Source organism: Halococcus salifodinae DSM 8989 (genome assembly GCF_000336935.1).
In the GTDB taxonomy this organism is placed as follows: Archaea; Halobacteriota; Halobacteria; order Halobacteriales; family Halococcaceae; genus Halococcus; species Halococcus salifodinae.
Genome location: NZ_AOME01000015.1, coordinates 106,063 through 128,935 on the forward strand (window position 1 = coordinate 106,063; position 22,873 = coordinate 128,935).

Here is a 22,873-nt window from a genome sequence, read left to right on the forward strand (position 1 = left end):
TCCACGGAAAGTCCGTATCAAAACTCCAGCTATCGGTGTCCAGAGCGACGGGAGAATTGAAAAATATCGGCAGGCACAAGAGATCGCTATTCTCGGGTGATCTGAGAACCACTCGTCGTCATCTATTTGCCGAGTTCGTCGGTAGTGGACGCATGACCGAACAGACGCGTCGCGTCATCGTCGACACCGACACTGCTGGTGACGACACGCAAGCGTTGTTGCTCGCCGCTGCCTCCGAACGCCTCGATGTCGAGGGTATCACCATCTGTGCGGGAAACGTCGAATTCGAACATCAAGTCGAGAACGCCAAATACACGCTCGATCTCGCGGGAGTCGCTGACGACGTTACCGTCTACGAGGGGGCCACCGAACCCCTGCTCGCCACCCACGACTACGCGGACTACATTCACGGCGAAGGCGGTCTCGGCGGCGAGCGCTTCCCGGACACCGGGATTCCATCGGGTGACCAGTATGGTCCCGACTTCATCGTCGAACAGGCCCGCGCGAATCCCGGGGAACTGACGCTCGTCTGTATTGCGCCGCTGACGAACGTCGCCTTGGCGCTCCAGAAGGAACCCAAGCTCGGTGATCTCCTCGACGATGTCTGGGTGATGGGTGGTAACGCGAACTGCTGTGGGAACGTCACGCCGGCTGCCGAGTACAACTTCTGGGTGGATCCTCACGCCGCAAAGATGGTCGTCGACGAACTGGATATGACGCTGTTCGACTGGGGTGTCACCGTTCGGGAAACCGCCTTCGACGGCGACACACTCGACGAGTTCACGGCGGGGATCGACACCGACCTCGGTGAGTTCTTCGGCGAAGTAGCGACGTCGGTACGAGCGTTCAACCGGGAATCGTTCGGCGAGGACACGACTACACAGCCCGACTCCGGGATGATGGCAGCCGTCATCGAGCCGTCGCTCGTTGTGGAGGCCGGCAGGTATCACGTCGAGGTCGACGATCGCGACGGCCTCACGCGCGGGTACTCGGTGGTCGACGAGAACGACGTGACGGACGGCGAACCGCGGACGACCGTCGTGGAGTCCTTCGACAACGCTCGCTTCGAAGCGATGTTCCGAGCCATGCTCCGCGGGCGATCGCCGGAGTCCGCACTCGACTGAGTCCAGCGACTACGGTGTCCGACGTTCGTTACCTCCGCTCGTGCCCAGCGCGGACGCAGCCACCGATCCAGCAGCAAATAGAGACTTTCGGACCGATTTCGACGGCGTTTGGGACACCAGTCACGTCCGCCCGAGCAGCCGTTCGAGAACGGTACGGCCGCCCGGCCGCTCGGTGAGCAACACCGAGCAATCGACCTCGTCGATGACGTCGAAGTACAGTGAGTCGGTCACGAGCCGCGAGAGCAACCCTTCCTCGGTCGCCCCTATGAGAACGAGCGAGTGGTCCACGGCCGCACGGCCGATTGCACCCTCGACGTCGCCGGAATCATCGACCGTGAGCACGGCGTCGGTGAGGTCGTGGTCCGCAGCCCAGTCCTCCAGGAACTCCTCGCCCGCCTCGCGCTCGTCAGGACCGTCGACGACGTGGAGCAGCGTGATCTCCGAACCGACGGCCGAGCGGAGCGCTCGCGCGACCTCGGCGCTCAGATCGGATGGCGGCCCGCCCGCGGTCGGCAAGAGAACCCGTGAGGCGTCGTGGCCCCGATCCTTGAGAACGAGGACATCACTGGAGAGCTGGCCGGTCAGTTCGTCGAGCGGGCGCTCCGTGCGAGCGGCTCCCCACGGCCGGTCGGTCCCCCAGCCCATCACCACGAGGTTCGCGTGGTCGCGCGCCGCGGTGTCGAAGATCTCCTCGTACGAGCGGTGGGAGACGATCGTCGAGGTCTCACAGGGGACGTCGTACGACTCCGCGGTCTCGCGCACGTATTCCATTCGTTCGTCGGAGTCGGCGACGATGCGTTCGTGCTGGTCGCGATCGTAGCTCATCGACGCCTGTGGCGTCTGGACGATGTGAACGGCGTGAACGGTTGCGGGCGCGCGCTCGCTGGCGAGGCTGCACGCGAGCTCGACGGTTCCGGACTCGGTGCGCGGGTTGCCGATCGGGACCAGTACACGGTAGGAGGCGTCATCGGGCACGGTCCCTTCCGCGGTATCGAGGATCGGGACGTACGAACGACCGGCGAAACCGCCGAGCGCCCACTCCCGTATCGAGAGCTGGCGGCCCGCGCCCTCGAACCGGGCGGATTCGAGGCGGTGTTCGGTCGTCTGGAAGTAGTTGACGACGGTCACCAACACGATGCCGCCGAGGGTGTTGCCGAGCAGCACTGGAATGACGAACTGCGTCATTCCGACGACGAGACCGAGATCACCCGCAAACACCAGATACAGCATCTCGGTGAACGAGACGACCACGTGAAAGAGGTCGCCCAGCGGGATCGCGAGAAAGGCCATGTACACGACCACGAGCCGTGAGATCGTATCGCGCGAGGCGTACACGATCCAGACGACGCCGGCGACGATCAGCCCGGCGAAGACGGCTTTGAAAAACAGCGCCCACACTGGCGTCTCGATGCCGTGCTGGGCGTGGTCGAAGGCCGCCTGCGCCGCTTCGGGTGAGAACACGCCGCCCCACGTGAGTGCGGCCGCACCGAGCGCACCCCCGGTGAAGTTGCCGGCGAGGACGATGAGCCAGTGGCGCAGCAGTGTCGGAACACTGGCCAGCCGTTCGAGGGTTAACGCAACAGGAGGAAGCGTGTTCTCCGTGTAGAGTTGGTAGCCGCCGATGATGATGTAGACGAATCCGAGAGGATACAGTAGAGCGCTCAACACCGGGTCATTGTCGGTGGACGCCGTCATCGACGAATAGAGCAAGAACGTGATGGTGATGGCGAAGCCGGCGGCGAGCGCGCTGAAGAAGAGTTCACGCCTGCCGGAAGTGACCTCCTCGTCGGCTTCGGCGATGATTCGCTGGAAAACTTCGTCCGTGGAAAACCGATCGCGAACGACCGCCCCGGCGGCCGGGGCACCGCTTCTGGACCGTTCGATGGCATCTCGAACTGCCTCCGGATCAGGGTCGTCTGTGTCGGCCATTGCCGGACGATGTTCACAGTGGAACTAAGCGTTTGGTGTTCGAGGACGTGTTCTCGTGGAACACTGCTCTCACTGCGGCCGTTCTGCGCTGCGTATCCTTCCGTTGGTGTGCTTTTCGGCTTCGGTAGACACGAAGCGGACGACCCGTCGTCAGTAGCCCGTTCGATAGGCTCTCTCTCGGACGACGAAAGGCGAGACTCGACCCCCATTGCGTTCGGTTTCCGTTGTCCTTCACACGGACAAACGCGCGATGTGGCGCTACTTGCAGCGATAGGGCGCTGTTTGCAGCGGTATGGCGGACGAAATGTCCTCACTGTTAAGACATCTCGACGCCATGAGTAAAGTTACCAACCGAGGCGAATCCACGATGAACGAAGACATCTACCAGTACTCCGGCGAGGCAACCGAGGGCAGCTACGACGTGCAGCAATGGATTCTCGCTGGAGAGTGCGTCCGTGGGTTACTCGCGGTGTTCGACCCCGACGAGTCGCCGTGGATCGCCGCGGACGCCGACTCGACGGTTCGGGACACCGACACCGTTCCGTGTCGCTGTGGCGGTTCACAGACCAACCGTTCTGTGACGGAACACACGCAGCGTCCGGGTTTTCGACCGAAGCACGATCCAATCAGTGACACCGCACTACAACCGATGATTCACGAGCGTTCTGCTGTTTCTCTCCGTGGTCGATCGGTGAACGACCGAGCAGGAACGCTGTAGCGACATGGTGCTCGGCTTTTCGACGGACGTCCTCGTTCTCATCGCGATCGTCGTGTTCTTCGCCGGCGCCGTTACCGGCGTGACCGGGTTCGGCTATGCGCTCATCGGAACGGTCGGATCGGCAGCCGTCCTCGAACCACAGCAGGCCGTCGTTCTCATGATCATCCCCGTGTTCGTTTCGAACATCCCCCTCGTGCGTGAGCTCAGCCGCGAACAGTTGCGGACCTGCGGGCGTCGATTTACGCCGTTCATCGTGGCGGCCGCCGTTGGAACCGTCGTCGGGATGGCCATCCTCCAGTGGATTCCGACCGCGCTGCTCACGCTTGCGCTCGGCGTGTTCACGGTGGGCTACGTCGTGTTCACGCAGGACGCGGTCCCGATTCCGGGCAAGGGATACGTCACATCGAACGCCTTCGAACAGTACCCGAACGCCCAGATCGGAATCGGCTTCGGTAGCGGACTGATCTTCGGGGCGAGTAACGTCGGCGTCTCGATGGTTGCCTATCTCGATAGCCTCGACCTCAGGCGATCGATCTTCGTGGGTGTGCTCGCCCTGATCTTCCTCGGGATTTCGTCGATTCGCGTCGGCGCGGCATGGCTGCTTGACCTCTACGGCTCGGGAGCGCTCGTGTGGCTGTCGGTCGGTGTGGCACTCGTCGGACTCGTTGGCGTGGCGAGCGGCCAACGGATCCGCCACCTGCTGCCGGAGCGATACGTCGACGGATTCGTGTTGGTGTTGCTGGTCGTCATCGGAATCCGACTCATCGCTACCGGTATCGGCGTCTGAGGGTGAACTTCGAGCGAGCAACGGACGTGTGGCGGTTCTGCTGAATTTTTTCGGAATACGACGGTGATCGCTCGTAGCAATCCCTCGGCCAGCCCGCACGAAGCCTGCTCTGACGTTCGGATTGAACCGTCTCGTATGCGCGAGCCACGAACAGCACAGTGAGAACGAAAAGCGCGTTACGCGGCGACTTTCACGGCCGTTTCGCCGTCGATTCCCATTCTGACTTCGACATACCGGTGAACAGAGCGTCCTCGGCCCATAACAGTAGAACGATCTGCCGAATGGAGCGGCCACACCGACCTATTCAGTGTATTCGATCATCTGACCTGTTCGGCTGGGTGTTCCCCAGAAATACGAGTGCCGAACCTCAGGACGGCCGTCACAGAGATTTTCTATCGCGATAAACGATTTATCGGCCGATCTGCGGCCTTCCTCCGGCCCCGATATCGCTGAGCAGCGCCCCTGGAAGAGCGATACTGAGATCGACGAGCGGCCGAGACGGTGTCACCACTGGACGCGTGCTCGATCACAGAGAAACTCGATTTCAACCGCTCAGGCGTTCAGCACCTGGCGAAGCACGTCGGGAGCCGCCTCGAGCGTCGCGTCCAACTCCCCGGCCTGTGGCCCGCCGCCCTGGGCGAAATCCGGCGGGCCGCCACCGCCGCCGCCGACCCGTGCAGCCAGCTCGCCGACGACGTCGCCAGCATCGATCCCGACCCCGTCCGGAACGGCGACGACGAACTGTGCGCCGTCGGCCGCACTCCCGACGACGGCGACATCGCCGCCCTCGACGATCGCGGTCGCGGTCGCCTGGAGTTCGTCGGGCGAGGCGTCCATCCGTTGAATCACGGCCGTCGCGTCCCCGAGGTCGACCTCCTCGCCGACACCGCCAGCTGCGCGCGCCTCCGCGAGCTGGGCTTCGAGGTCCTCGATGCGCTTGCCGCGCTCCTTCCACTCGGTGAAGAAGCGGTCGGCGGTCTCGGGCACCTCACTCGGCGTGACGTCGAAGGCCTCGGCCGCACCCGAGAGCGCGTCCTCGGTGTCCTGAGTCGCTTCGATCGCCGCTTCGCCCGCCGCGAACGCGAGCCGCTCGACGCCGTCCTGAACCCGTTCGGTATTCAGGAGCTTGATCGTGCCGATGTCGCCCGTCCGAGCGACGTGGGTCCCCCCGCAGGCTTGGACGTCGTCGGCGACGTGGATCAACCGGATGCGCTCGCCCGGCGGGATCCCGCCCTGGTAGAGGTCGAACCCGTGCTCGTCCTCGGCGTCGTGGCGGTCGGGCCACTCCGCTGTGACCGAGACGTTCTCGCGGACGAGCGCGTTGGCACGGTGTTCGATCGCCTTCGCCTGCTCGCGGTCGATCCGGTCGTAATGGCGGACATCGATCCGCGAGCGCTCGACACCCTTCTGCGCGCCGGCCTGACGGATGTGCTCGCCGAGTATCTGACGCGCGGCGTGGATCACGATGTGGGTCGCGGTGTGGTTGCGCATCAACTGTCGCCGTCGCCCGCCATCGATGCGGCCGCGGACGAACTCGCCGGTGCCGGGGTTCGCGTCGGCATGGTGGACGATCACGTCGCCCTCACGCTGGACGTCCTCGACTTCCACCGTTACATCGTCGGTCGACAGTGACCCGATGTCGGCGGGCTGACCGCCACCCTCCGGGTAGAAGAGGGTCCGATCGAGCACCACGTCGTAGCCGTCGTCGCGTTCGAAGGTGTCGAGCACCATCGCCTCGAACTCCGTGCGCTCCTGATCGTCGTAGTAGAGCTGTTCGGTCTCGGGGAGATCGGCGATCCGCTCGTCGACTCCCGCTTCGATGGCCTCGTCCACGCCTTCCTCCCCGTGACGTGCGGCCACGAGGCTGTAGAAGTCGTCGGGCACCGATACTGCGGCACCCTTCTCGCGGGCGATCTCGGCGACCATGTCGGGCTGGATTCCATGCGAATCGTACAGCTCGATCAGCTCTTCAGTGGGGATCGACTCGTCGCGCTCGGCGTACTCCTCGGCGAGCTGGCGAACCCGTCGCCCGCCGCGTTCGAGCGTCTCGCGGTACTTCTCGACCTCGGTCCGGACGATGTCCCGGATCGTGTCGCGGTTCTCGTAGCCCAGCCGCTCGGCCTGCATGTCGACCAGCTCGTCGAGCGGTGCGTCGACCCCGACAGTATCGGTCAGTCGCTTGGTTCGTCGGAGCACCATCCGTGCGAGATAGCCTGTGCCGACGTTGGAAGGTACGATCTCGTCGCCGAGCATATAGGCTAAGGTCCGGCAGTGATCCGCGATGGCGTAGATGGCTTCGAGCGGTTCGAGCAGCTCGCGGAGCTCGTCGACGTCGACTCCGATCTGCTCGGCGATCGTCCCGCGGGCGCGTTCGGCGTCCTCGGCCTCGTCGATGTCCATGTGCCCCGCGAGCGTCGCCGCCCGGGTGACGATCTCCTCCTGATCGTCGGTGTGATCGATCCCGGCGTTTTCCTTCAGGAACCCGATCATGTCGGGGTAGATCGCCTCGTACACGGTGGGGGTGCCCTGGGAGACCCACGTCCAGCGTTCGAGGCCGTAGCCGGTGTCGACGATGTAGGTGTCCATCGGCGAGTAGGTGTTGCCGTCCTTCAGTTCGTACTCGCCGTCGGGGTCTTGCTCCATCGACATGAACACGAGCGTGGCGAGCTCCACTCCCCGATAGATGACCTCGATCGCGGGTCCGGCGTTGCCGCCGCCGACCCACGGATCCTCGATATAGGTGATCTCCTCGATGTCCACGCCCATCGACTCGAAGAACTCGTCGCAGTATCTGACTGTCTGATCCTTCCAGTAAACCTCGCCCTCGTAGGCGTACTGGTCGGGATCGTCGAGGTCCTCGCGCGCGTTGAACGCGTGGTGAGCCATCATCTCGAACGCCATCGTGTGTCTCCCTGTTTTGCCGACGTTGTCGATGTCCTGCATCCGGATGCAGGGCTGGCTGATCGTCAGCGGGTTCGCCGGCGGCGGGGTTTCGCCGCTCGTCACCAGCGGCTGGAAGTCGTAGATCGAGGCCTGCGTCAGGAGAACGTCGTCACGCCACCGGTTCGCGGCCACAGGGTAGGGCTCGATCCGTTCGTGGTCGTGGTCCTCGAAGAAGGAGAGAAACGCCTCGCGCATTTCTTTCAAACTATACTCCTCGTCGAGGCTCGGGTTCCCGATGAACGCGTACTCCGCACAGGGTGGTTCGCCGCAGGTCTCGCGATCCTCGTCGCGCGTCCAGAAGAAATCCCCACAGTCAGGACACTCCTTTCTGGTGAACCCCTCCTCCTCGAAGTACTCCAGGCGGTACTCGGCTTCGAGCGTACTCATGGTATCCCGTCATACCCGCGTTCGCCTAAAACAGTTGCGTACCGTTCGCGGAGCGTCGATTCGTCGCCTCGCCGAGTGGTTTCGCGAGTGGGGACGTGGCCCCTGCCCGACGGTAGCACTAACTGTTCGGCCCGCGTAGACGACCCATGTCGACCACCCGCGACGGGCGGCTCGCGCTTCCCGAGCGTCGACCGCTCCTCACGATCGCCGGCGTCGTCGGGGCCTGCGTCGTGCTCGGTGCGGCGGGCGGGCTCATCACGGCTCCGCAGATCGAGACGTGGTACGCGACCCTCGACAAACCGGGATTCACCCCGCCGAGCTGGGTGTTCGGTCCGGTCTGGACGCTGCTCTACGCACTCCAGGGCGTCGCCGCGTGGCTGATCTGGCGGTCGGGCCTCGATCGCCGCATCGTCCGGCTCGCGCTCGGGCTGTTCACCGTCCAGTTCGTGTGCAACCTCGCGTGGTCGCCCGCGTTCTTCGGGCTCGAATCCCCGATCCTCGGTCTCGTCGTGATCGTGCCGCTGTGGATCGTGATCGTCGCCACTGTGGTCGCGTTCTCGCGAGTCGATTGGCGTGCCGCCGCCCTGCTGGTACCGTATCTCGCGTGGGTCAGTTTCGCGACGGCGCTGAACTACGCGATCTGGACGCTGAACTGACCCCGTTGGATTCGTTTTGTGGGGGCGACGAGCATTAGCTGGCACCCTCCTTCGTCTCGCCACTGGACCGCCGAGCGACGAACGACGGCCGCGTCAGGCGGAAAATCGCCCTGCAGCGTTCGTCGGAAGGTGTGAGCACCACTATAAAATCCGCAGAGAGCAAGTGACTACTCTGAGACGATCAGCGGCTGGACGATGCCGAGCACCTGGTCCATGTTCCGCGCCATGTCGAAGGCGTTCGGCATCGAACTGCCGGGAATGAGCGCCCTGAAGTAGCTGGTGTGGCGCGCCTCGACCGAGTGGATCGACAGCGCCGCCGCGACCACGTCGTCGTTTTCGATGAGCGGTCCCGCACCGGCGTACGCCGACGTCCCGACCGCCTCGACGCGGGCGGAGAACTTGACGAACTCTTCGAGGTTCGAGTACGGGAACTCGTACTCGGCGGCCTCAACTGGGGTGCCGCCGAGGTCGTTGATCGTCTGGGTGAGCGCTTCGACGTGGGCCTCCTCGTGATCGCGAACCGAACTGATCTCCTGGAACGTCGCGTACCGGAGTTTCGGGTTCGCGAACTGCTTGCCGATGGCGTCGGCGTTCTCGATGTCGCTCTCGGAGTACTCGTCGAGGAACTCGTTGTAGTAGGCCGCCTCAAGGTGTTCGAGCGCCAGCGCGAAGTTCAGGATGTCGACGTCGGTGACGTCGCCCATGTCACCCATGCCATTCGTGTCGCCTTTGTCGTCCTCCTTGGCGACGGGCATCGCCGAGCCGACTTCGAGGTCGATGCGGTAGAGTTTCGTCTCACCGTCGACGGCGATCAGCGCGTAGGCGGCTCCGTCAGTACCCGAAATATCGAAGCCGTTGACGGCGTTGGCGTCGATACCGAGGTCGCCGATGGTGGTCAGTCCACTGGTGGTGTCGGAGTCCGGGCTCGCATCCTGTCGGACGAGCACGTCGAGGTTGCTGTCGATGTCGTACAGCGTCGTATCGCTCGGATCCGCGACACTGTTGGTGTACCCCGAGGCACTGAGCTGTGGGGCGGTGCCGGCGTTGTCGTCGCCGTCCATGTAGAACGTATCGGGGTCCTGGCGGACGATCGAGCCGTCGTCGGCACTCGTGACGAAACTGTCGCTGTCGGTCGTCACGATCCGGATCGCGTCCGCGACCGGATTGAAGTCGAACCCGATGCCGTCGATGAGATCCGTATCGGGGTAGTCCGCCGACCCCACAGTATTGGCCGAGACCGAACCTCCGGATTTGTTCGGCATCCCCACCGTATAGAGCGTGCCGTCCTCACCCAGCGCGTAGAGTTTGCCGTCGGACGGGCGGTAATCGACCCCGACGAGCAGGGTGTCGCCGCTCACACCATCGATTCGGCTACTCTTATCGGTGTGAATCGCGCCCGAGTCGAGATCGACCGGGACGAGCGCGTTCGCGGTGCCGTCCTCGACGGCGACCAACGCGACCGCGTGTTCCATGTCCGCGTCTTTGTTTTTGTCCTGCTTGGAGGGGACGAGCGTGAGACCATAGACGGGCGGTTCGTGATCCGCGGCGGCGATACCGGTCCCGAGCGACCCGAGAGCAACCGCCGTGACACCCGCTTTCGCCGTGTTGCTCATGAACGATCGCCGATCCAAGGCGCTGCCAACACGAGTAAGCAGACCCTGTGTCGTCTCGTTCTCGCGATCGATATCGTCCTGTTCGTGAGTAGCATTGTCGAACTTGAACTCGCTGAGGTCGGCGAAGCTCTCGCCGGCCTCGATGCGTTCCGCGATGGTTTCTTCGGAAGTCATTGGTGGTTCCACCGCTCATCCAATCGAACGGGGGGATCTAATGGCTATTCCGAACATCTCCCCATATCGCTCCGAAACTATACCCAAATCCGACCCAAATGAGGACGATCCGATATGACATTCGCCGGATAATGACACTCGCTCATTTAGCACGATAATGGTCGGAAACAGACTGGTCCCGAGTAAGTGATTGCACGTTCGATGTCTGAACATTGTTGAAATCCAGATCCAAGGCTGTACATTAAAAATTACTGGGGAATAGTAGTATGATGAATGATTGAATCGGGGCACCGTGATCGACTGTTCTCGGTTCTCAGTACTGCTTCGGCGGACACAACTCCGTGTTTCATAGCACGTTACTGAACGACTGTTCCGATCGGTACGCTTACCATACTTGGGTAGATTCTAGCTTGGCAATGGAGGCCGTCCTGTGGTACGTATTCGTTGGCACCCGCGGCGGTGAGAACAGGGCACGTCTCCTCCGGGCACTCGACGACCAGCCACGCAACCCGAACCAGTTGGCAGACGACCTGAATCTCGATTACACGACGGTCAGACACCACTTGGACGTGCTCGTGGAAAACGACGTTCTCAGAAACAGCGGCGACGAGCATGGTGCGATCTATCTCCCGACGGACCGGGCACGAACCAACTGGGAAATGGTCGAGGAAATCATCGAGCAGGTGGAGTGAGTATGGTAGAAATTAGGACAACCCATAAACCGACAGAAAACTGGACTCGGGTGAGTAGATGGACGTATTAGTGACGCTTCTGCGCCTTTCGGCCGCACTCAGCGTAGTGCTCTTGGTGGGTCTCATCTACGTTTGGGGGCGGAACTACCTCATCTTCCGCTCGAAGCACGCGGTCGGGCTCCTCGTCTTCGCCGGCATCCTCCTGCTCCAGACCACCATCACGACGTATTTCTATACGTTCCACCCAGCGGTATCGGGTTGGGTGGCGAACTCAGAACTCGTGCATCCGCTCCCCCTATTCGTGATGTCGTCGGCACAGGTTCTTCAGCTCGGCGGCATCGTCTTCATCACTTGGGTTTCGTGGGATTAGCCCGACAGTGGAATCGAGATCAAGAGAACAGCGAACTTCTCCTCTCGGCCCAATATCGTAGAAGAATCCTTGCCCCCCAACTGGCGGTGGTTCTCGACGCAGCCACAGGTGACCGTCGAAATACCATTCTCTGTTTCTGGTGACGTTCAGCCCGGAAACTACACCCATTCGATCAGTATCTCGGGGCCGTCCGGCCCTGAAAATAGTGTAACCGAGAAATATACCACTACTGTGGTAAGCCACGCCCCCTCGAACCAAACTGAACTCGGGTCAGTGGCTTACTCCGCTTCGAGTGCGAGCGACGCGAGCAGCGCTTCCAACTGGAGGCGCTCGTTCGCGCCCTGGGTGATCCGGTAGTCGGTCTCGCCGACGCGCTCCAGCAGTCGAACCGTGGCCGCGTCGTCGAGGTCGAACGACCACGCCGAGCGGTGGAGCTGGTCGATGACGTCGCCGCCACCCAATCCGGCGTCGGTCAGGAGGTCGTCGAGCTTCGCCCGCGCGGCGGTGAAATCGCCGTCGAGCGCGCGCTCGACCATCGCTTCGATCTCTTCGGGCCGTGCGGTTGCGGTGATCCCGTACACCGCCTCGTCGTCGACCGCGCCCTCCGTCGTGGCCGCAGCCTGGAGTCCGTTCAACGCCTTCCGCATGTCACCGTCGGCGGCGTACACCAGCGCGTCGACGCCGTCGTCGGTCACCTCGATCCCCTCTCGCTCCGCGACCTGTCTGACGTACTCGCCCACCGCCTCCTCGGCGAGCGGGCCGAACCGGAACACCGCACACCGCGACTGGATCGGATCGATGATCTGACTGGAGTAGTTACACGAGAGGATGAAGCGGGTGTTGTTCGCGAACTGCTCCATCGTCCGCCGGAGCGCCGACTGGGCGTCGCTCGTGAGTGCGTCGGCCTCGTCGAGGAAGATGATCCGGTAGTCGTACCCCCCGAAACTGGTGCGGGCGAAGTCCTTGATCCGATCCCGCACGACGTCGATCCCGCGCTCGTCGCTCGCGTTGAGTTCGAGGAAGTTCTCGCGCCAGTCGTCGCCGTACACCTCCCGTGCGATCGCCATCGCGCTCGTGGTCTTGCCGACGCCGGCCGGCCCCGAAAACAGGAGATGGGGCAGATCGTTCTGGGCGACGTAGCTTTCGAGCCGACCAACGATGTTCTCGTGGCCGACGACGTTCGCGAGCGTCTCGGGGCGGTACTTCTCGATCCAGATCTCGTCCCGGCCGGCCGCCCCGGTCGCGCTCTCGCTCATACCGACCGGATGGCCGGCCCGCTCTTAAGCCACCCGAGACATCGACGCGGGAACGGACAGCGAAGCGGTACCGATCGACCGCGACGGCGACACGCTCAAGACCGCTCGCGGGCTGGCTCGGGTATGATCACGGTCGACGTCGCTGGCGACGAAACGCACGAACTCGACGTCGAAGGAACGTACGCCGACCTGCTCGACGCCGTCGGGCTGGGGCCCCACGAGGCAACAGTACTGGTCGACGGTCGGCCCGTTCCCGAGGACCGTGCAATCGACGCCGACCGCGTTCGAGTGCTCCGGCTCATCAAGGGCGGGTGACCAAACGGCTTTGCTGCTTGCCCTCCAACCCCTCCCATGTCCATCGCGCGACTCGATTTCGAGCTCCCGAACGTCGGTGCGGGGCCAGACCCGCTCTCCCTCGACGCGTTCGCCGCCGATTACGAGGCAAGCGTGCTCCTCTTCCAGCGCGATTATCACTGTGGCAACTGCAAGGACCAACTCCAGGACGTTGCCGAGCGCTACGACGAGTTCACCGAGCGCAACGTCGCCGTCGTCTCGATCCTTCCCGAGCCGAAGGCCCGTGCCCGCGAGTGGCAGGATTCATTCGAGCTTCCCTTCCCGCTGCTCGCGGACCCCGACGCCGATGTCGGCGAGCAGTCCGACCAGCCGACCCGATTCGGCGCGCTCGGTGAGCTCCACGACCTCGTCGGTCGGATGCCCCAGACCGTGATCCTCGACACCCGCAACGACGCGCTCGACACCCACTCGATTCACGAAGGCGATACGCCGTCCGATCGTCCCTCGATCGACGCGATGCTCGGCGAACTCGACGATCTGCTCGCGGCGTGACGAGGGTTCGTCCGGCCCACTCCGACGAACTCCCGGCAGTGATGGGCGTGCTGGATGGGGCGGCGCTCGCGGTCGAGGCGGACGCGGTCCGCGGGGCGATCGATCGCGAGGCAGTGCTGGTCGCGGTCGTCGACGATCGGGTGCTCGGTGCGTGCGTTCTCGACGATCAGGAGATCACGACGATCGCGGTCCGTCGCGCGCGGCGCGATCAGGGGATCGGGACGCGCCTCGTCGAGACGGCCGCAGAGCACCACACGGCGAACGATGCCCCACTCATTGCGTGGTTCGACGCGCCCGTTCGTCCGTTCTACACATCGCTCGGGTTCGCGATCGAACCGGCCGACGAACCCGGACGGTTCCGAGGCCAGCTCGATTGAGAACGTCCGCCTTCCGGTCCGCGAACCGTTCGAGATCCGGGAACGTCTCGAAGGTGGTGGTCTGAGCACTCTCCATCTCGTCGGCCAGCGCGGCGATCCGGCCTTCTCCGCGACGGTGAGATCGGTGAACACCCGCGTTCCTCGGGAATCCAGCCGATCCCCCTTCCCGCGACCTCGTGGGCCCACCGTCCGATCAACTCCATGTCGCGATATCGAATCGGGTCCTCGACGGCGTGAGCTGGAAGATCGGGCGCAGCGTGTGGTCCTCCCGACGCCGTTGCGTCCGCACGGCGAGCGCCGTCGTGCGCTCTACGACGCCGTGAACCTGATGTCGGCTAGGTAGCTTCTCAATGCACCTGAAATCAGGCAGGTAGATTACTCCTGCGCGACTATGCTCGAAATATACACCGACAGTCTAAATTTCGCAGATCGGTGTGCATAACGAATCCAGCTAGCCGGCCTCTGATGACACAGTATCACCACACCACAGTTGGACGCACCTAACGGGCGAGACATCGCCCAGCGTCCGTCTGTCGGGTAGCTTGTGATGACGGTGATTCAGATGTCATGGGTAGAAATTCAGCGTCGGAGACCGACTCATCCGATCCGGATGCACGTATCGACACGCACCTACCAGCCACAGACCGATCGAACAGGACCACGGAGACCCTTCCACCGGATCCTGCCGACACCAGCAACGCCGAACAGTCGAGGTTTTTCGGACTGCTCAGCGATCCGGTCAACGAGAACACGCTCCACTTCGGTCGGGGAAATCGCAAGTGTGCTCGGGGGCTCGCGAGGAGATACTGGGGCAAGCCCGAGCCTGATCCACAGGCCCGCCGCGAAGCGGTCGTCTCGAACACTTGGTGAGTCAGTTCGGCGATTCCGGTCGCTCGTTATCGAGGTCGTCAAGCGCGTCGACCACCCGCGAGAGCACGCGTTCCTGACCGCGCCGGAGCGTGTTCGAGACTGCGGGCTTCGAGACGTCGAACTCGTCGGCGAGCGCCCCGAGATCGGCACTCCGTGGCCGGTCGAAGTAGCCACTGTCGACGGCGGCTTCGAGGGTCTCACGCTCGGTTTCGGAGAGATCGCGATAGCCATCGACGAGCGCCATCGCTGCACCGACCGACTGGACGTAGCCGCCCATCTCGGGAAGGCCGACCTCCTCGCGCGTCTCGACGGTGAACTCGTTGTCGGCCTCCAGTGCCGACAGCGCGGCTCCGGCGGCCCCCTCGCCGTCGAACCCCACCTGCCAGCGCTCGCTCCCCGACTCGATGTGGAACGGGCCCGTGACGTAACCGTCGTGGTCGCGGATCACCCCCATCGCGTTCGTCGTCGGAATCGTCGAGCGGATCCGTGCGACGCCGTCGCGCTTGGCCACCAGGTCGTACTCGTGGATCTGATCGTGCTCGCGGAGCGTCCCCAGTCCTCGGTCGAGGGTCGCGCGGTCGCCGCCGTCGACCACCATCCTGGTTTCGAGCTTCGCCGCCGTCCGGTCGAACTCCCAGTTGAGCGTCGAGAACGCCAGGTCGTGATCGTCGGTCGTGGCGATGTACGGACAGTCGTACTGCTCGATATCGAGGGTGAGATCGATCATGGCCCGAACCTATCACTCACGATCTTTCGTTCACCCGCAAAACGCTTTCGCCGATCCGACCGCCGGACTCATGTGCCGATTCACGACAGTCCCTCTCAGTACGTCCACCGCCGCTCGATCCGCGCGGCGATCTCGGAGTGAGTGTCACGCAGCACATCGACCTCGGTCTCACCGTCGACGTTGACGACGTGAACCTCACCCCGACGCTCGGAGTAGACGTCCTGGAAGTCGTAGACGACGCCGACGACGTCGACGCTGTCGGGAACCTCCTCGATCTCGACCAGCGCCGCGACCTGGCGGTCGACGTTGTACTCGACGAGTCGGTTGATGGCCTCGGTGCGACTCACGTCCGTAGGGAGCGCCTCGACGCCCGCTTCGAGATGGGGTGTCAGCAGTCCGATGCAGTGCTCGATCCCCGCTGGCTCGCTGGCCCCGTCGCCGGTGATGGCGTCGTACGCCGCCGTGACAGCTCCACAGCCGGTGTGGCCGACCACGATGGCGGTCTCGGTGTCGGTGTGGACGATCGGGTACAGGACATCGCCCGAGACGACCGCCCCGGCGTCGGTCCGCTGGGACACTCGATTCCCGATGTTGGCACAGGTGAAGACGTGTCCCGGCTCGTCGTTTTCCCACATGTGGTCCTGAAGCACCCGAGAGTCGGAACAGCAGACCGTGACGACTGCCGGCCGCTGGGAATCCTGCATGTCGTCGAATCGGTCCCTGAACTCTTCGGCGTGATCGGCGTTTCGTTTCAGGAGGTCGACGATCGTCTGGTCCATGCCCGTTCAGAATCGCCCTCTCGGCTATATCCCTTCGATCCTCTACGAACAACGATCAGCCAGATACATCCGTCATGTATGGACAACGATAGAATCCGGGCTGCCGAGGTCGTTTTTGCTATCGTCGTGCATGAACGATTCACTTCGAACGCAGGAATCATTCGACTACCGAACCACCGTGTCTCTGCCGTCCTGTCGACTCAGTCACTGTTCTTTTCGTGTACCTCCACGAGAAACTCTGCAAGCGCTTCGGTAGTAGCGTCGAAGAGTCGTTTTCCAGTGTCCTCTTCTGCCACGCTCGGATCGCCAATCGCACCGCTGTCGGAATACTGCTCAAACGGCCGATACACAGAGAGGGGGCCACCAGCAACGAGATCATCGTCGCCGAGATCGTAGCACTCCTCCAAGTACGCTGCGGGCATCTCGTCGGTATCGACCAGCTCCGGATAGCGATGCAACATCACCGACGTTTCGAACTCACCGCCGTGAGCCATTCCACCGCTGTCGCTTTCACGCACCTCGTCGACAAGCTCTGTCACGAGCTCGAAGTACGTGAGACCGAGAACTTCGGCTTCGGGGTGCTCGTGCCCGATTTCTGAGACTGCAGCATCGATAAGCGGCGTATTACCACCGTGACCGTTCACCAGAACCAGTGCGTCGAAGCCGTTTGCAAGTCCTGCGTCGGCCACATCACGAAGCACGTCGAGAAGGGTCTCGAAGTCCGCAGTGAGGGTTCCACCGAGCGACAGATGGTGGGGCGAGTAACCGGTCCAGACCGGTGGCGCGACCAAGACCGGGATTTCGTCGACGACACGTTTCGTCCCTTCTATCGCCACGCTGTTTGCGAGCAGCGTGTCGGTCATGACTGGGAGATGCTTCCCATGTTGTTCGGTGCTTCCGACCGGAACGACGAGCACTGACCCGTCCGTAGCTCCGATAGCCGAGATAGCACTCGCAGTCTGCGCGCCGAACGAAACCTCTCGGTCCAGCATGGGGGTCGAATGGATCATGCGATACGATACTCCTCGATGGTGCTCCGGTCGACTTCGACACCGAGGCCCGGACTCTGTGGCACTCGAAGCGTTCCGTTGGTACTGTCGAAGGGATCAACCGTGATGTCGTCCTCCCAGCCGTAGTAAACCGAATCTGGGGGGAGCGAAAAGCCTGGAATCCCGTGGACGGCATGCAGGATGGCTGCCGTTCTCACACCAAGGTCGAACGCGCAATGGTGTGCTATCGGGATACCTGCATCTTCTGCGATGGCTGCCTGCTGGCGCAGTCCCGCGAGTCCACCAGCGGGCGTCAGGTCCAACACAGCGACATCGATGGCTCCTGCGTCGATAAGTCGGCGCAGATTGTGCGGGATGTACGTGTCCTCGTTCGGTCCCAGTGGCTGCCCCGTCTGGTTCTTCAAGCTAGCCAAGGACGTGTGGGCATCGACTCGAATCGGCTGTTCCATGTACTGGAGATAGATGCCAGCGTCGGCCAGTTTCGAACCGACACGGATCGCTTGGTCGATGGTCCAGCCCTGATTCGGATCGAGACGGAACTCTAGCTCACCATCGACTTCGTCGTGCATCGCCTTGATCCGGGCAACGTCTTCCTTCCAATCACGACCGGCTTTCGTCTTCAACACGGAGAATCCTTGATCGAGTACCTCGGCGGCCCGCTGTCGGGACTGTTCGGGCGAGAGGATCCCCAGACAGTACGCAACCTCGATCTCGTGGGCGTCTGCGTAATCGTCCTGGTGACCACGATGTTTCATATCGGTCTGACTGGGTGCCGTCCAGCCCCCGAGTAGTTCGTAGATCGGCTTTTCGAGCGATTTGCCGACGATATCCCAGCATGCGACTTCGACTGGTGCGAAGAACATGTCCGCGTTGGCGTATTCGATGAACACCTGTCGTCGAAGCTTTTCCAGCTCGAACGGTGACTGACCGACGACGAGCGGACGAATCCCCTCTTCGATGATAGAGACGGTTGCTTCTGGCGTGAGGAACACGCGAACTTCTCCCCAGCCGGAGATACCCTCGTCAGTATCGACTCTGACGAGGATTCGGTCCATGTCCGTTAGCGAGTTGTGATTGGTTACATACGGACCGATGCCACCGTCTTCGAACGGAACGAGCGGAACATTGACTGCGAACGCTTCGATGTCTGTGATTTTCATGATCGTTTGGGTTTGTCTGGGTCGGTTGACGTTTGGTTTGGTGTTCGGGACAGAGGTGACGAACGCTGACAGCAGTGGGGGTGGACTCTCCCTGAACCCGAGTAGCTGTCCATCATGCGAGAGGCATCACCGTCGAGAGGCCGAGAGTGAAGATCAGCCCGAATACAGCGATCAGCGTTGTAACGACAGTCCACGTCTTTAACGCCTCTGACTGCTTGAGTCCGCCGATCTCGGTGATGATCCAAAATCCTCCATCGTTGTACCACGAGAAGATGTTTCCACCGGCACCGATAGCCATGACGAGGTACGCTGGATTGACCGTTAGCTGTCCCACCAGCGGAGCGACGATCCCAGCAGTAGTCAGCATAGCGACAGTTGCGGAGCCCTGTGCGATGCGGACCGCAGCGGCGATGATCCACGCAGTGACGAGGAGTCCCAGTCCGACTTCCTGCAGTACGCCGGAGATATAACTGCCAACACCAGCCGCGGCGAGCATCCCACCAAATGCTCCGCCAGCAGCAACGATCGCAGCGATGTTACCCCCTTCTTTCAGCGCCTCTGTCAGCTGGTCGGCCCACGTTTCTCTGTCGAGGGACTTCATTCGATAGAACGTGACGGCCGAGGCCATCGCTGCGACAGTCAGCGCGAAGTTCGGGTCTCCAATGAAGGAAAAAGCAGAAACGAACCACGCATTGGACGAGAGAAACGTGCTTGTGACGGTCTGAGCACCGACTAGCACGATAGCAAGCACGATGGGGAGGGAGGCCTCTAGCACACCAGGCAGTTTGGAAGTCGACTGCTCCGAGATGTCTTTCAACTCTTCGGTCGTTGTCCCCATCGTGTCACGGAGGGGAATATCGAGGCGTTTCGAGATGAATTTGCCATAGACGAGCCCCGAGAGGATTGCTGTCGGGATGCCAATCATCAACCCGATGAGGATCGTCGTCCCAAGGTTCGCGTTGATCTCACCCGCGACTGCGAGTGGGCCCGGTGTCGGTGGCACGAAGACGTGTGTCGTCGCGGCTGCGGCACAGATGACGACGATGAACAGTGAGTAGCTATGTCCGACTCGAGCACGCATCGAGCGGGCAAGCGGGGCAAGCAAGTAGAACACGTTACCGAAGAAGACGGGGACTGCCAACACGAATCCGCTGCCGAACAAGGCGTACTCACCGTTCTCTTCACCCGTGAGGGACGTGAACGCACGGATAATGCGTTCTGCAGCACCGCTTTCCAGCATCGTCTTTCCAATGACCGCAGCCATCAGAATGGGGATCCCGACGCTCGCGAGCGTATCTCCGAACGCAGTTGCGGTTTCCGATGCTACATCTCCGAGCGGAACCTCGGGCGCTACCAACCCAACGATGAACGTCGAGATGATGAGCCCAAGGAACGCGGGTACTTTGAGCCGGACGAGAAGTAACACCGTCGTTGCTAAGCCAACTGCGAACGCTATCAGTGGACCAGGGGGATATGCCATGCCCTCACAATTATACTGGACAATTATAAAGTTATTCTTCCATATTGGGTTTATTTCGTCTAATCATGGGGATTTTCGTTTTGATAATGGGAAAAAGCAGATCCGAACGAGATATTCGACAATCGAAAGACGGTGCCGGATATGATGGAAAATTCATTCCATCGAGGCCGTTTCCCCATTCGACATGGAGAAATGATGGCTCAGTTGTGGATACAGTTGGTCAACACAAGGCTGTTCACTGTCGGTAAATCGTCTTTGGGGGCCATCTCCATCCCTCCAATAAACCCGTAGAGAGCGTACTTCGAGAACGACTCCCTCGTTTCGCACAGAACTGACAACTGGAAATTATATAGCCGGTGGCTGGTGGCGGGCAGGAATCTTTCGATATGATCGAAAGAAGAATCGACAGGAAAGAGAACTCTTTTTGCAGAATAGAACGCAGACGAATCCATGTCAGATGATCCCAAACAAAAGACGATCGGCGCAGTCGAAACCTCGTTCGACATTTTAGGCGTTCTCAGCGATATAGAGCCTGCGGGCGTCTCGGAGATTACCGAGGAGCTTGATATGTCTACGAGTACCGTTTTCGCACACCTGAACACACTCCTTCAGCAGGGATATCTAGTGAAGAACGACACGACATATCGGCGTTCGCTTCGGTTCTTAGCGGATGCTGGTGCTATCAGACAGCGCTGTGAGGCTGCACAGCTATTGGACGAGAAAGTCGACGAACTCGCTTCGATGACGGGTGAAATCGCGGGAGCCGCAACTGAAGAGCGGGGTCAAAGGGTCATGCTCTTCCGTAGTGCCGGTGAGATGGCTGCTGGCGATAAGATCCCTATCGGCGAACACAGCTATCTGCACTGGACATCGCTTGGCAAAGCACTCCTTGCTCATCTCCCAGCCGCAAGACGTTCCGAGATCGTCGACCGCCATGACCTCCCTCGTGGTACTGAGCGGACGTTTACGACCCGGGACGCGCTCGGCGATGAACTCGAACGGATCCGTCAGCAGGGATACGCAGTCGATGACGAAGAACATCTGCGAGGTGTGCGAGGGGTTGCAGTACCGGTCTTCAACACTGAGGACGATGTCATCGCCTCGGTGGGACTGACAGGACCGCGAAATCGGTTTCAGTCGTCGTACCTTACCGAACTCCTCAGCTCTCTGGAGTACGTGAAAAACGAAATCGAAGTTCGGAACCAGTACTACGAATGACTCGTACTGTAACTACATGCAGGCCGAACGCGCGAAGTGACGCTGACGAGAAGAATCCGCTGCCGCTTGACGCCCGAGACGGACAGCCGCTTGCCACGATGAGCGACCTCGAAGTGGTCTCAGCGAATGAAAGAGCGCTCACAGCCACCCTGTCGTCCAGAAGAAATCGAACCGATCGTCTCCGAGCAACGGGACGTTCGTCGTGCTCGACGGACATCGGTGACTGCTCCTTTTACACGAGATAGTGCCCTAAAACCCGCATCTGGCTGTGTCCTGCGTGAAGATCAACGGACCGCAGATACGAGCGGTGCGACGAGGTCGTGGCCGGCATCGAGCAGTTCGTCGACCCGTTCTTCACTATCGGCTTCAGCGTACACCCGAAGGACGGGTTCAGTTCCGCTCGGCCGGGCAAGGAGCCACGCGCCGCTCTCCAGGAGGATCTTGAACCCGTCTTTCGTGACGACCTCGGCGACCGACTCGCCCGCGACCCGCTCTGGCAGCTCGCCCTCCAGATCGTCGAGGACGCGCGCCTTCTCGTCGTCGGGGCAGTCGACGCTGATCTTCGCCTGGTGGATCGCGCCGTGCTCGTCGAACAGTCGGTCTACTCGATCGTCGAGCGGTGTTTCCTGTGCGGCGGCCGCCGCGAGCAGCGCGAGCAACACGCCGTCCTTCTCGCGGACGTGGCCGCGGATCGAGAACCCACCCGACTCCTCGCCGCCCATCAGGGCCTCGGCCTCGCCCATCGCCTCCGCGACCCACTTGAACCCGACCGGCGTCTCGATCACGTCTTCGCCACCGGCCTCGGCGATCCGGTCGATCAGGAACGTGGTCGAGACCGTGCGGACGGCCGGGCCAGTGTCCGATTCGAGGAGGTAGTCGTAGATCGCGGCGAAAAACAGGTTCTCGTCGAGGTAGCCTCGCTCTGGCGTCACCACGGCGAGCCGGTCGGCGTCGCCGTCGTTCGCGATCCCGAGGGCGGCGTCGCCCGTCCGGACGCGCTCGGCGAGCTCGTCGAGGTGCTCGGCGCTCGGCTCCGGTGGCGTCCCGCCGAAGTCGTCGCGCTGCTCGCAGTGGAGTCGATCGATGTCCGCGCCCGCACGTTCGAGCAGCGCGTCGGTCACGCCCCGCCCGCTGCCGTACATCGCGTCGTAGGCCACCGTCACGCCGTCGAGGAGGCTGTCGCGGTCGCCGCCCGTCCGGTCGGCCACGAGGTCGAGCGCGTGGTCTGCGTGTGAGTCGACGAAATCGACTTCCTGTACTGTGCCCCACTCGTCCTCGGGGAGCGGGTCGGGCTCGGCGAGGTTGGCCTCGATTCGCTCGGTCACGTCGGGAAGCGCGGGCGCGCCGTCGTCGGGAATGAACTTCACGCCGTTGTACTCGGGGGGGTTGTGGGAGGCGGTGACCATCAGTCCGCCCGCGAGATCGCGATCGACGATCGCCCACGCGAGCAGCGGGGTTGGACGATCGCGCTCGGGAAGGAGGACGTCGAAACCGTTGGCTGCGAGGGCCCGCGCGAGCTCCTCGGCGAATCCTCGCGAACTTTCGCGGGCATCGTAGCTCACTGCCACCGGCGCGTCGTGGCCCGCCTCGTCGAGATGGGTGGCGACCGCCTGGCCGACCATCCGTACCCGCGGCGCGGTGAAGGTATCGAGAGTCGCGCGCCAGCCGTCGGTGCCGAACGAGATCGCATCCATATGCTGGCTGTCAGCCCCGCGAACAAAAGTCCCTCGTCAGACGCGGCTGCTGGCGGTGAGCGC

Annotated in this window: 20 protein-coding genes; 10 read left to right on the forward strand and 10 right to left on the reverse strand. The window is 62.2% G+C overall.

Annotated elements, in window-relative coordinates:
• Positions 1-152 precede the first annotated feature (152 nt).
• Positions 153-1,124, forward strand: a complete 972-nt coding sequence (locus C450_RS03515; protein WP_005040078.1) for a nucleoside hydrolase — start codon at positions 153-155, stop codon at positions 1,122-1,124.
• Between the two features lie 120 nt (positions 1,125-1,244).
• Here the strand turns inward: C450_RS03515 and C450_RS03520 are convergent, their stop codons facing one another.
• A complete protein-coding gene (locus tag C450_RS03520) occupies positions 1,245-3,053 on the reverse strand; it encodes a formate/nitrite transporter family protein (RefSeq protein ID WP_005040080.1) in 1,809 nt (602 codons plus the stop codon).
• 367 nt (positions 3,054-3,420) lie between these two features.
• Here C450_RS03520 and C450_RS03525 point away from each other — a divergent pair, with 367 nt between their 5' ends.
• Together C450_RS03525 and C450_RS03530 are read left to right on the forward strand one after the other, a co-directional pair.
• Entirely contained in the window at positions 3,421-3,771 is a 351-nt protein-coding gene (locus C450_RS03525) for a (4Fe-4S)-binding protein (protein ID WP_005040082.1), read from the forward strand.
• Positions 3,772-3,775: 4 nt separating this feature from the next.
• Positions 3,776-4,558: a sulfite exporter TauE/SafE family protein gene (locus C450_RS03530; protein WP_005040084.1), complete on the forward strand. Its 783-nt coding sequence runs from the start codon at positions 3,776-3,778 to the stop codon at positions 4,556-4,558.
• A 552-nt stretch (positions 4,559-5,110) separates the two neighbouring features.
• Here the strand turns inward: C450_RS03530 and alaS are convergent.
• Entirely contained in the window at positions 5,111-7,888 is a 2,778-nt protein-coding gene (gene alaS / locus C450_RS03535; RefSeq protein WP_005040086.1) for an alanine--tRNA ligase, read from the reverse strand.
• Between the two features lie 146 nt (positions 7,889-8,034).
• Here alaS and C450_RS03540 point away from each other — a divergent pair, with 146 nt between their 5' ends.
• Complete coding sequence (locus C450_RS03540; RefSeq protein WP_005040088.1) at positions 8,035-8,544, forward strand: TspO/MBR family protein; 510 nt, start codon at positions 8,035-8,037, stop codon at positions 8,542-8,544.
• 167 nt (positions 8,545-8,711) lie between these two features.
• Here the strand turns inward: C450_RS03540 and C450_RS03545 are convergent, their stop codons facing one another.
• Complete coding sequence (locus tag C450_RS03545; RefSeq protein ID WP_005040090.1) at positions 8,712-10,331, reverse strand: DUF4394 domain-containing protein; 1,620 nt, start codon at positions 10,329-10,331, stop codon at positions 8,712-8,714.
• A 416-nt stretch (positions 10,332-10,747) separates the two neighbouring features.
• Between C450_RS03545 and C450_RS03550 the strand changes: the two genes are divergently transcribed.
• Both C450_RS03550 and C450_RS03555 read left to right on the forward strand, forming a co-directional pair.
• Entirely contained in the window at positions 10,748-11,023 is a 276-nt protein-coding gene (locus C450_RS03550; protein WP_005040092.1) for a winged helix-turn-helix domain-containing protein, read from the forward strand.
• 58 nt (positions 11,024-11,081) lie between these two features.
• Positions 11,082-11,393: a hypothetical protein gene (locus tag C450_RS03555; protein WP_005040094.1), complete on the forward strand. Its 312-nt coding sequence runs from the start codon at positions 11,082-11,084 to the stop codon at positions 11,391-11,393.
• A gap of 278 nt (positions 11,394-11,671) precedes the next feature.
• Here the strand turns inward: C450_RS03555 and C450_RS03560 are convergent, their stop codons facing one another.
• The gene (locus C450_RS03560) at positions 11,672-12,649 is read right to left on the reverse strand and encodes a replication factor C small subunit (protein WP_005040096.1); all 978 of its coding nucleotides are present in this window, start codon (positions 12,647-12,649) and stop codon (positions 11,672-11,674) included.
• A gap of 123 nt (positions 12,650-12,772) precedes the next feature.
• On the opposite strand from C450_RS03560, the gene samp2 reads away from it, so the two are divergent.
• Genes samp2 through C450_RS03575 form a run of 3 tightly spaced genes read left to right on the forward strand, consistent with a single transcriptional unit; the run spans position 12,773 to position 13,872 of the window.
• Positions 12,773-12,964 carry a ubiquitin-like small modifier protein SAMP2 gene (gene samp2, locus C450_RS03565; protein WP_005040098.1) on the forward strand — a complete coding sequence of 64 codons (192 nt, stop codon included), beginning with the start codon at positions 12,773-12,775 and terminating at the stop codon, positions 12,962-12,964.
• 36 nt (positions 12,965-13,000) lie between these two features.
• Positions 13,001-13,495, forward strand: coding sequence for a redoxin domain-containing protein (locus C450_RS03570; RefSeq protein ID WP_005040099.1), 495 nt, complete (start codon positions 13,001-13,003; stop codon positions 13,493-13,495).
• A gap of 41 nt (positions 13,496-13,536) precedes the next feature.
• On the forward strand, positions 13,537-13,872 hold the full coding sequence (locus C450_RS03575) for a GNAT family N-acetyltransferase (RefSeq protein WP_005040102.1): 336 nt from the start codon (positions 13,537-13,539) through the stop codon (positions 13,870-13,872).
• Positions 13,873-14,743: 871 nt separating this feature from the next.
• Here the strand turns inward: C450_RS03575 and C450_RS03585 are convergent.
• From C450_RS03585 to C450_RS03605, 5 genes are all read right to left on the reverse strand, one after another.
• On the reverse strand, positions 14,744-15,469 hold the full coding sequence (locus C450_RS03585; RefSeq protein WP_005040107.1) for a helix-turn-helix domain-containing protein: 726 nt from the start codon (positions 15,467-15,469) through the stop codon (positions 14,744-14,746).
• 95 nt (positions 15,470-15,564) lie between these two features.
• Positions 15,565-16,248 carry a carbonic anhydrase gene (locus tag C450_RS03590; protein WP_005040109.1) on the reverse strand — a complete coding sequence of 228 codons (684 nt, stop codon included), beginning with the start codon at positions 16,246-16,248 and terminating at the stop codon, positions 15,565-15,567.
• Positions 16,249-16,448: 200 nt separating this feature from the next.
• Positions 16,449-17,258, reverse strand: coding sequence for a creatininase family protein (locus C450_RS03595; RefSeq protein ID WP_005040111.1), 810 nt, complete (start codon positions 17,256-17,258; stop codon positions 16,449-16,451).
• Positions 17,255-18,418: a mandelate racemase/muconate lactonizing enzyme family protein gene (locus C450_RS03600; protein ID WP_005040114.1), complete on the reverse strand. Its 1,164-nt coding sequence runs from the start codon at positions 18,416-18,418 to the stop codon at positions 17,255-17,257. The genes C450_RS03595 and C450_RS03600 overlap by 4 nt, the downstream gene beginning before the upstream one ends.
• 112 nt (positions 18,419-18,530) lie before the next feature.
• Positions 18,531-19,898 (reverse strand): GntP family permease, encoded by a 1,368-nt coding sequence (locus C450_RS03605; protein ID WP_049909808.1) that lies wholly within the window; start codon positions 19,896-19,898, stop codon positions 18,531-18,533.
• Between the two features lie 450 nt (positions 19,899-20,348).
• Between C450_RS03605 and C450_RS03615 the strand changes: the two genes are divergently transcribed.
• Positions 20,349-21,116, forward strand: a complete 768-nt coding sequence (locus C450_RS03615) for an IclR family transcriptional regulator (protein ID WP_005040120.1) — start codon at positions 20,349-20,351, stop codon at positions 21,114-21,116.
• Positions 21,117-21,400: 284 nt separating this feature from the next.
• Here the strand turns inward: C450_RS03615 and C450_RS03620 are convergent, their stop codons facing one another.
• A complete protein-coding gene (locus tag C450_RS03620) occupies positions 21,401-22,810 on the reverse strand; it encodes a phosphoglucomutase/phosphomannomutase alpha/beta/alpha domain I (protein ID WP_005040121.1) in 1,410 nt (469 codons plus the stop codon).
• Between the last annotated feature and the right edge of the window lie 63 nt (positions 22,811-22,873).

What these genes read in the sequence shown, in the direction of transcription:
- C450_RS03585 (WP_005040107.1), bottom strand. Translation starts at nt 15,469, where the DNA reads ATGATCGATCTCACCCTCGATATCGAGCAGTACGACTGTCCGTACATC.
- C450_RS03550 (WP_005040092.1), top strand. Translation starts at nt 10,748, where the DNA reads ATGGAGGCCGTCCTGTGGTACGTATTCGTTGGCACCCGCGGCGGTGAG.
- C450_RS03615 (WP_005040120.1), top strand. Translation starts at nt 20,349, where the DNA reads ATGTCAGATGATCCCAAACAAAAGACGATCGGCGCAGTCGAAACCTCG.
- C450_RS03590 (WP_005040109.1), bottom strand. Translation starts at nt 16,248, where the DNA reads ATGGACCAGACGATCGTCGACCTCCTGAAACGAAACGCCGATCACGCC.
- C450_RS03555 (WP_005040094.1), top strand. Translation starts at nt 11,082, where the DNA reads ATGGACGTATTAGTGACGCTTCTGCGCCTTTCGGCCGCACTCAGCGTA.
- C450_RS03600 (WP_005040114.1), bottom strand. Translation starts at nt 18,418, where the DNA reads ATGAAAATCACAGACATCGAAGCGTTCGCAGTCAATGTTCCGCTCGTT.
- alaS (WP_005040086.1), bottom strand. Translation starts at nt 7,888, where the DNA reads ATGAGTACGCTCGAAGCCGAGTACCGCCTGGAGTACTTCGAGGAGGAG.
- C450_RS03605 (WP_049909808.1), bottom strand. Translation starts at nt 19,898, where the DNA reads ATGGCATATCCCCCTGGTCCACTGATAGCGTTCGCAGTTGGCTTAGCA.
- C450_RS03545 (WP_005040090.1), bottom strand. Translation starts at nt 10,331, where the DNA reads ATGACTTCCGAAGAAACCATCGCGGAACGCATCGAGGCCGGCGAGAGC.
- C450_RS03530 (WP_005040084.1), top strand. Translation starts at nt 3,776, where the DNA reads ATGGTGCTCGGCTTTTCGACGGACGTCCTCGTTCTCATCGCGATCGTC.
- C450_RS03515 (WP_005040078.1), top strand. Translation starts at nt 153, where the DNA reads ATGACCGAACAGACGCGTCGCGTCATCGTCGACACCGACACTGCTGGT.
- C450_RS03560 (WP_005040096.1), bottom strand. Translation starts at nt 12,649, where the DNA reads ATGAGCGAGAGCGCGACCGGGGCGGCCGGCCGGGACGAGATCTGGATC.
- samp2 (WP_005040098.1), top strand. Translation starts at nt 12,773, where the DNA reads ATGATCACGGTCGACGTCGCTGGCGACGAAACGCACGAACTCGACGTC.
- C450_RS03620 (WP_005040121.1), bottom strand. Translation starts at nt 22,810, where the DNA reads ATGGATGCGATCTCGTTCGGCACCGACGGCTGGCGCGCGACTCTCGAT.
- C450_RS03525 (WP_005040082.1), top strand. Translation starts at nt 3,421, where the DNA reads ATGAACGAAGACATCTACCAGTACTCCGGCGAGGCAACCGAGGGCAGC.
- C450_RS03575 (WP_005040102.1), top strand. Translation starts at nt 13,537, where the DNA reads ATGGGCGTGCTGGATGGGGCGGCGCTCGCGGTCGAGGCGGACGCGGTC.
- C450_RS03570 (WP_005040099.1), top strand. Translation starts at nt 13,001, where the DNA reads ATGTCCATCGCGCGACTCGATTTCGAGCTCCCGAACGTCGGTGCGGGG.
- C450_RS03540 (WP_005040088.1), top strand. Translation starts at nt 8,035, where the DNA reads ATGTCGACCACCCGCGACGGGCGGCTCGCGCTTCCCGAGCGTCGACCG.
- C450_RS03595 (WP_005040111.1), bottom strand. Translation starts at nt 17,258, where the DNA reads ATGATCCATTCGACCCCCATGCTGGACCGAGAGGTTTCGTTCGGCGCG.
- C450_RS03520 (WP_005040080.1), bottom strand. Translation starts at nt 3,053, where the DNA reads ATGGCCGACACAGACGACCCTGATCCGGAGGCAGTTCGAGATGCCATC.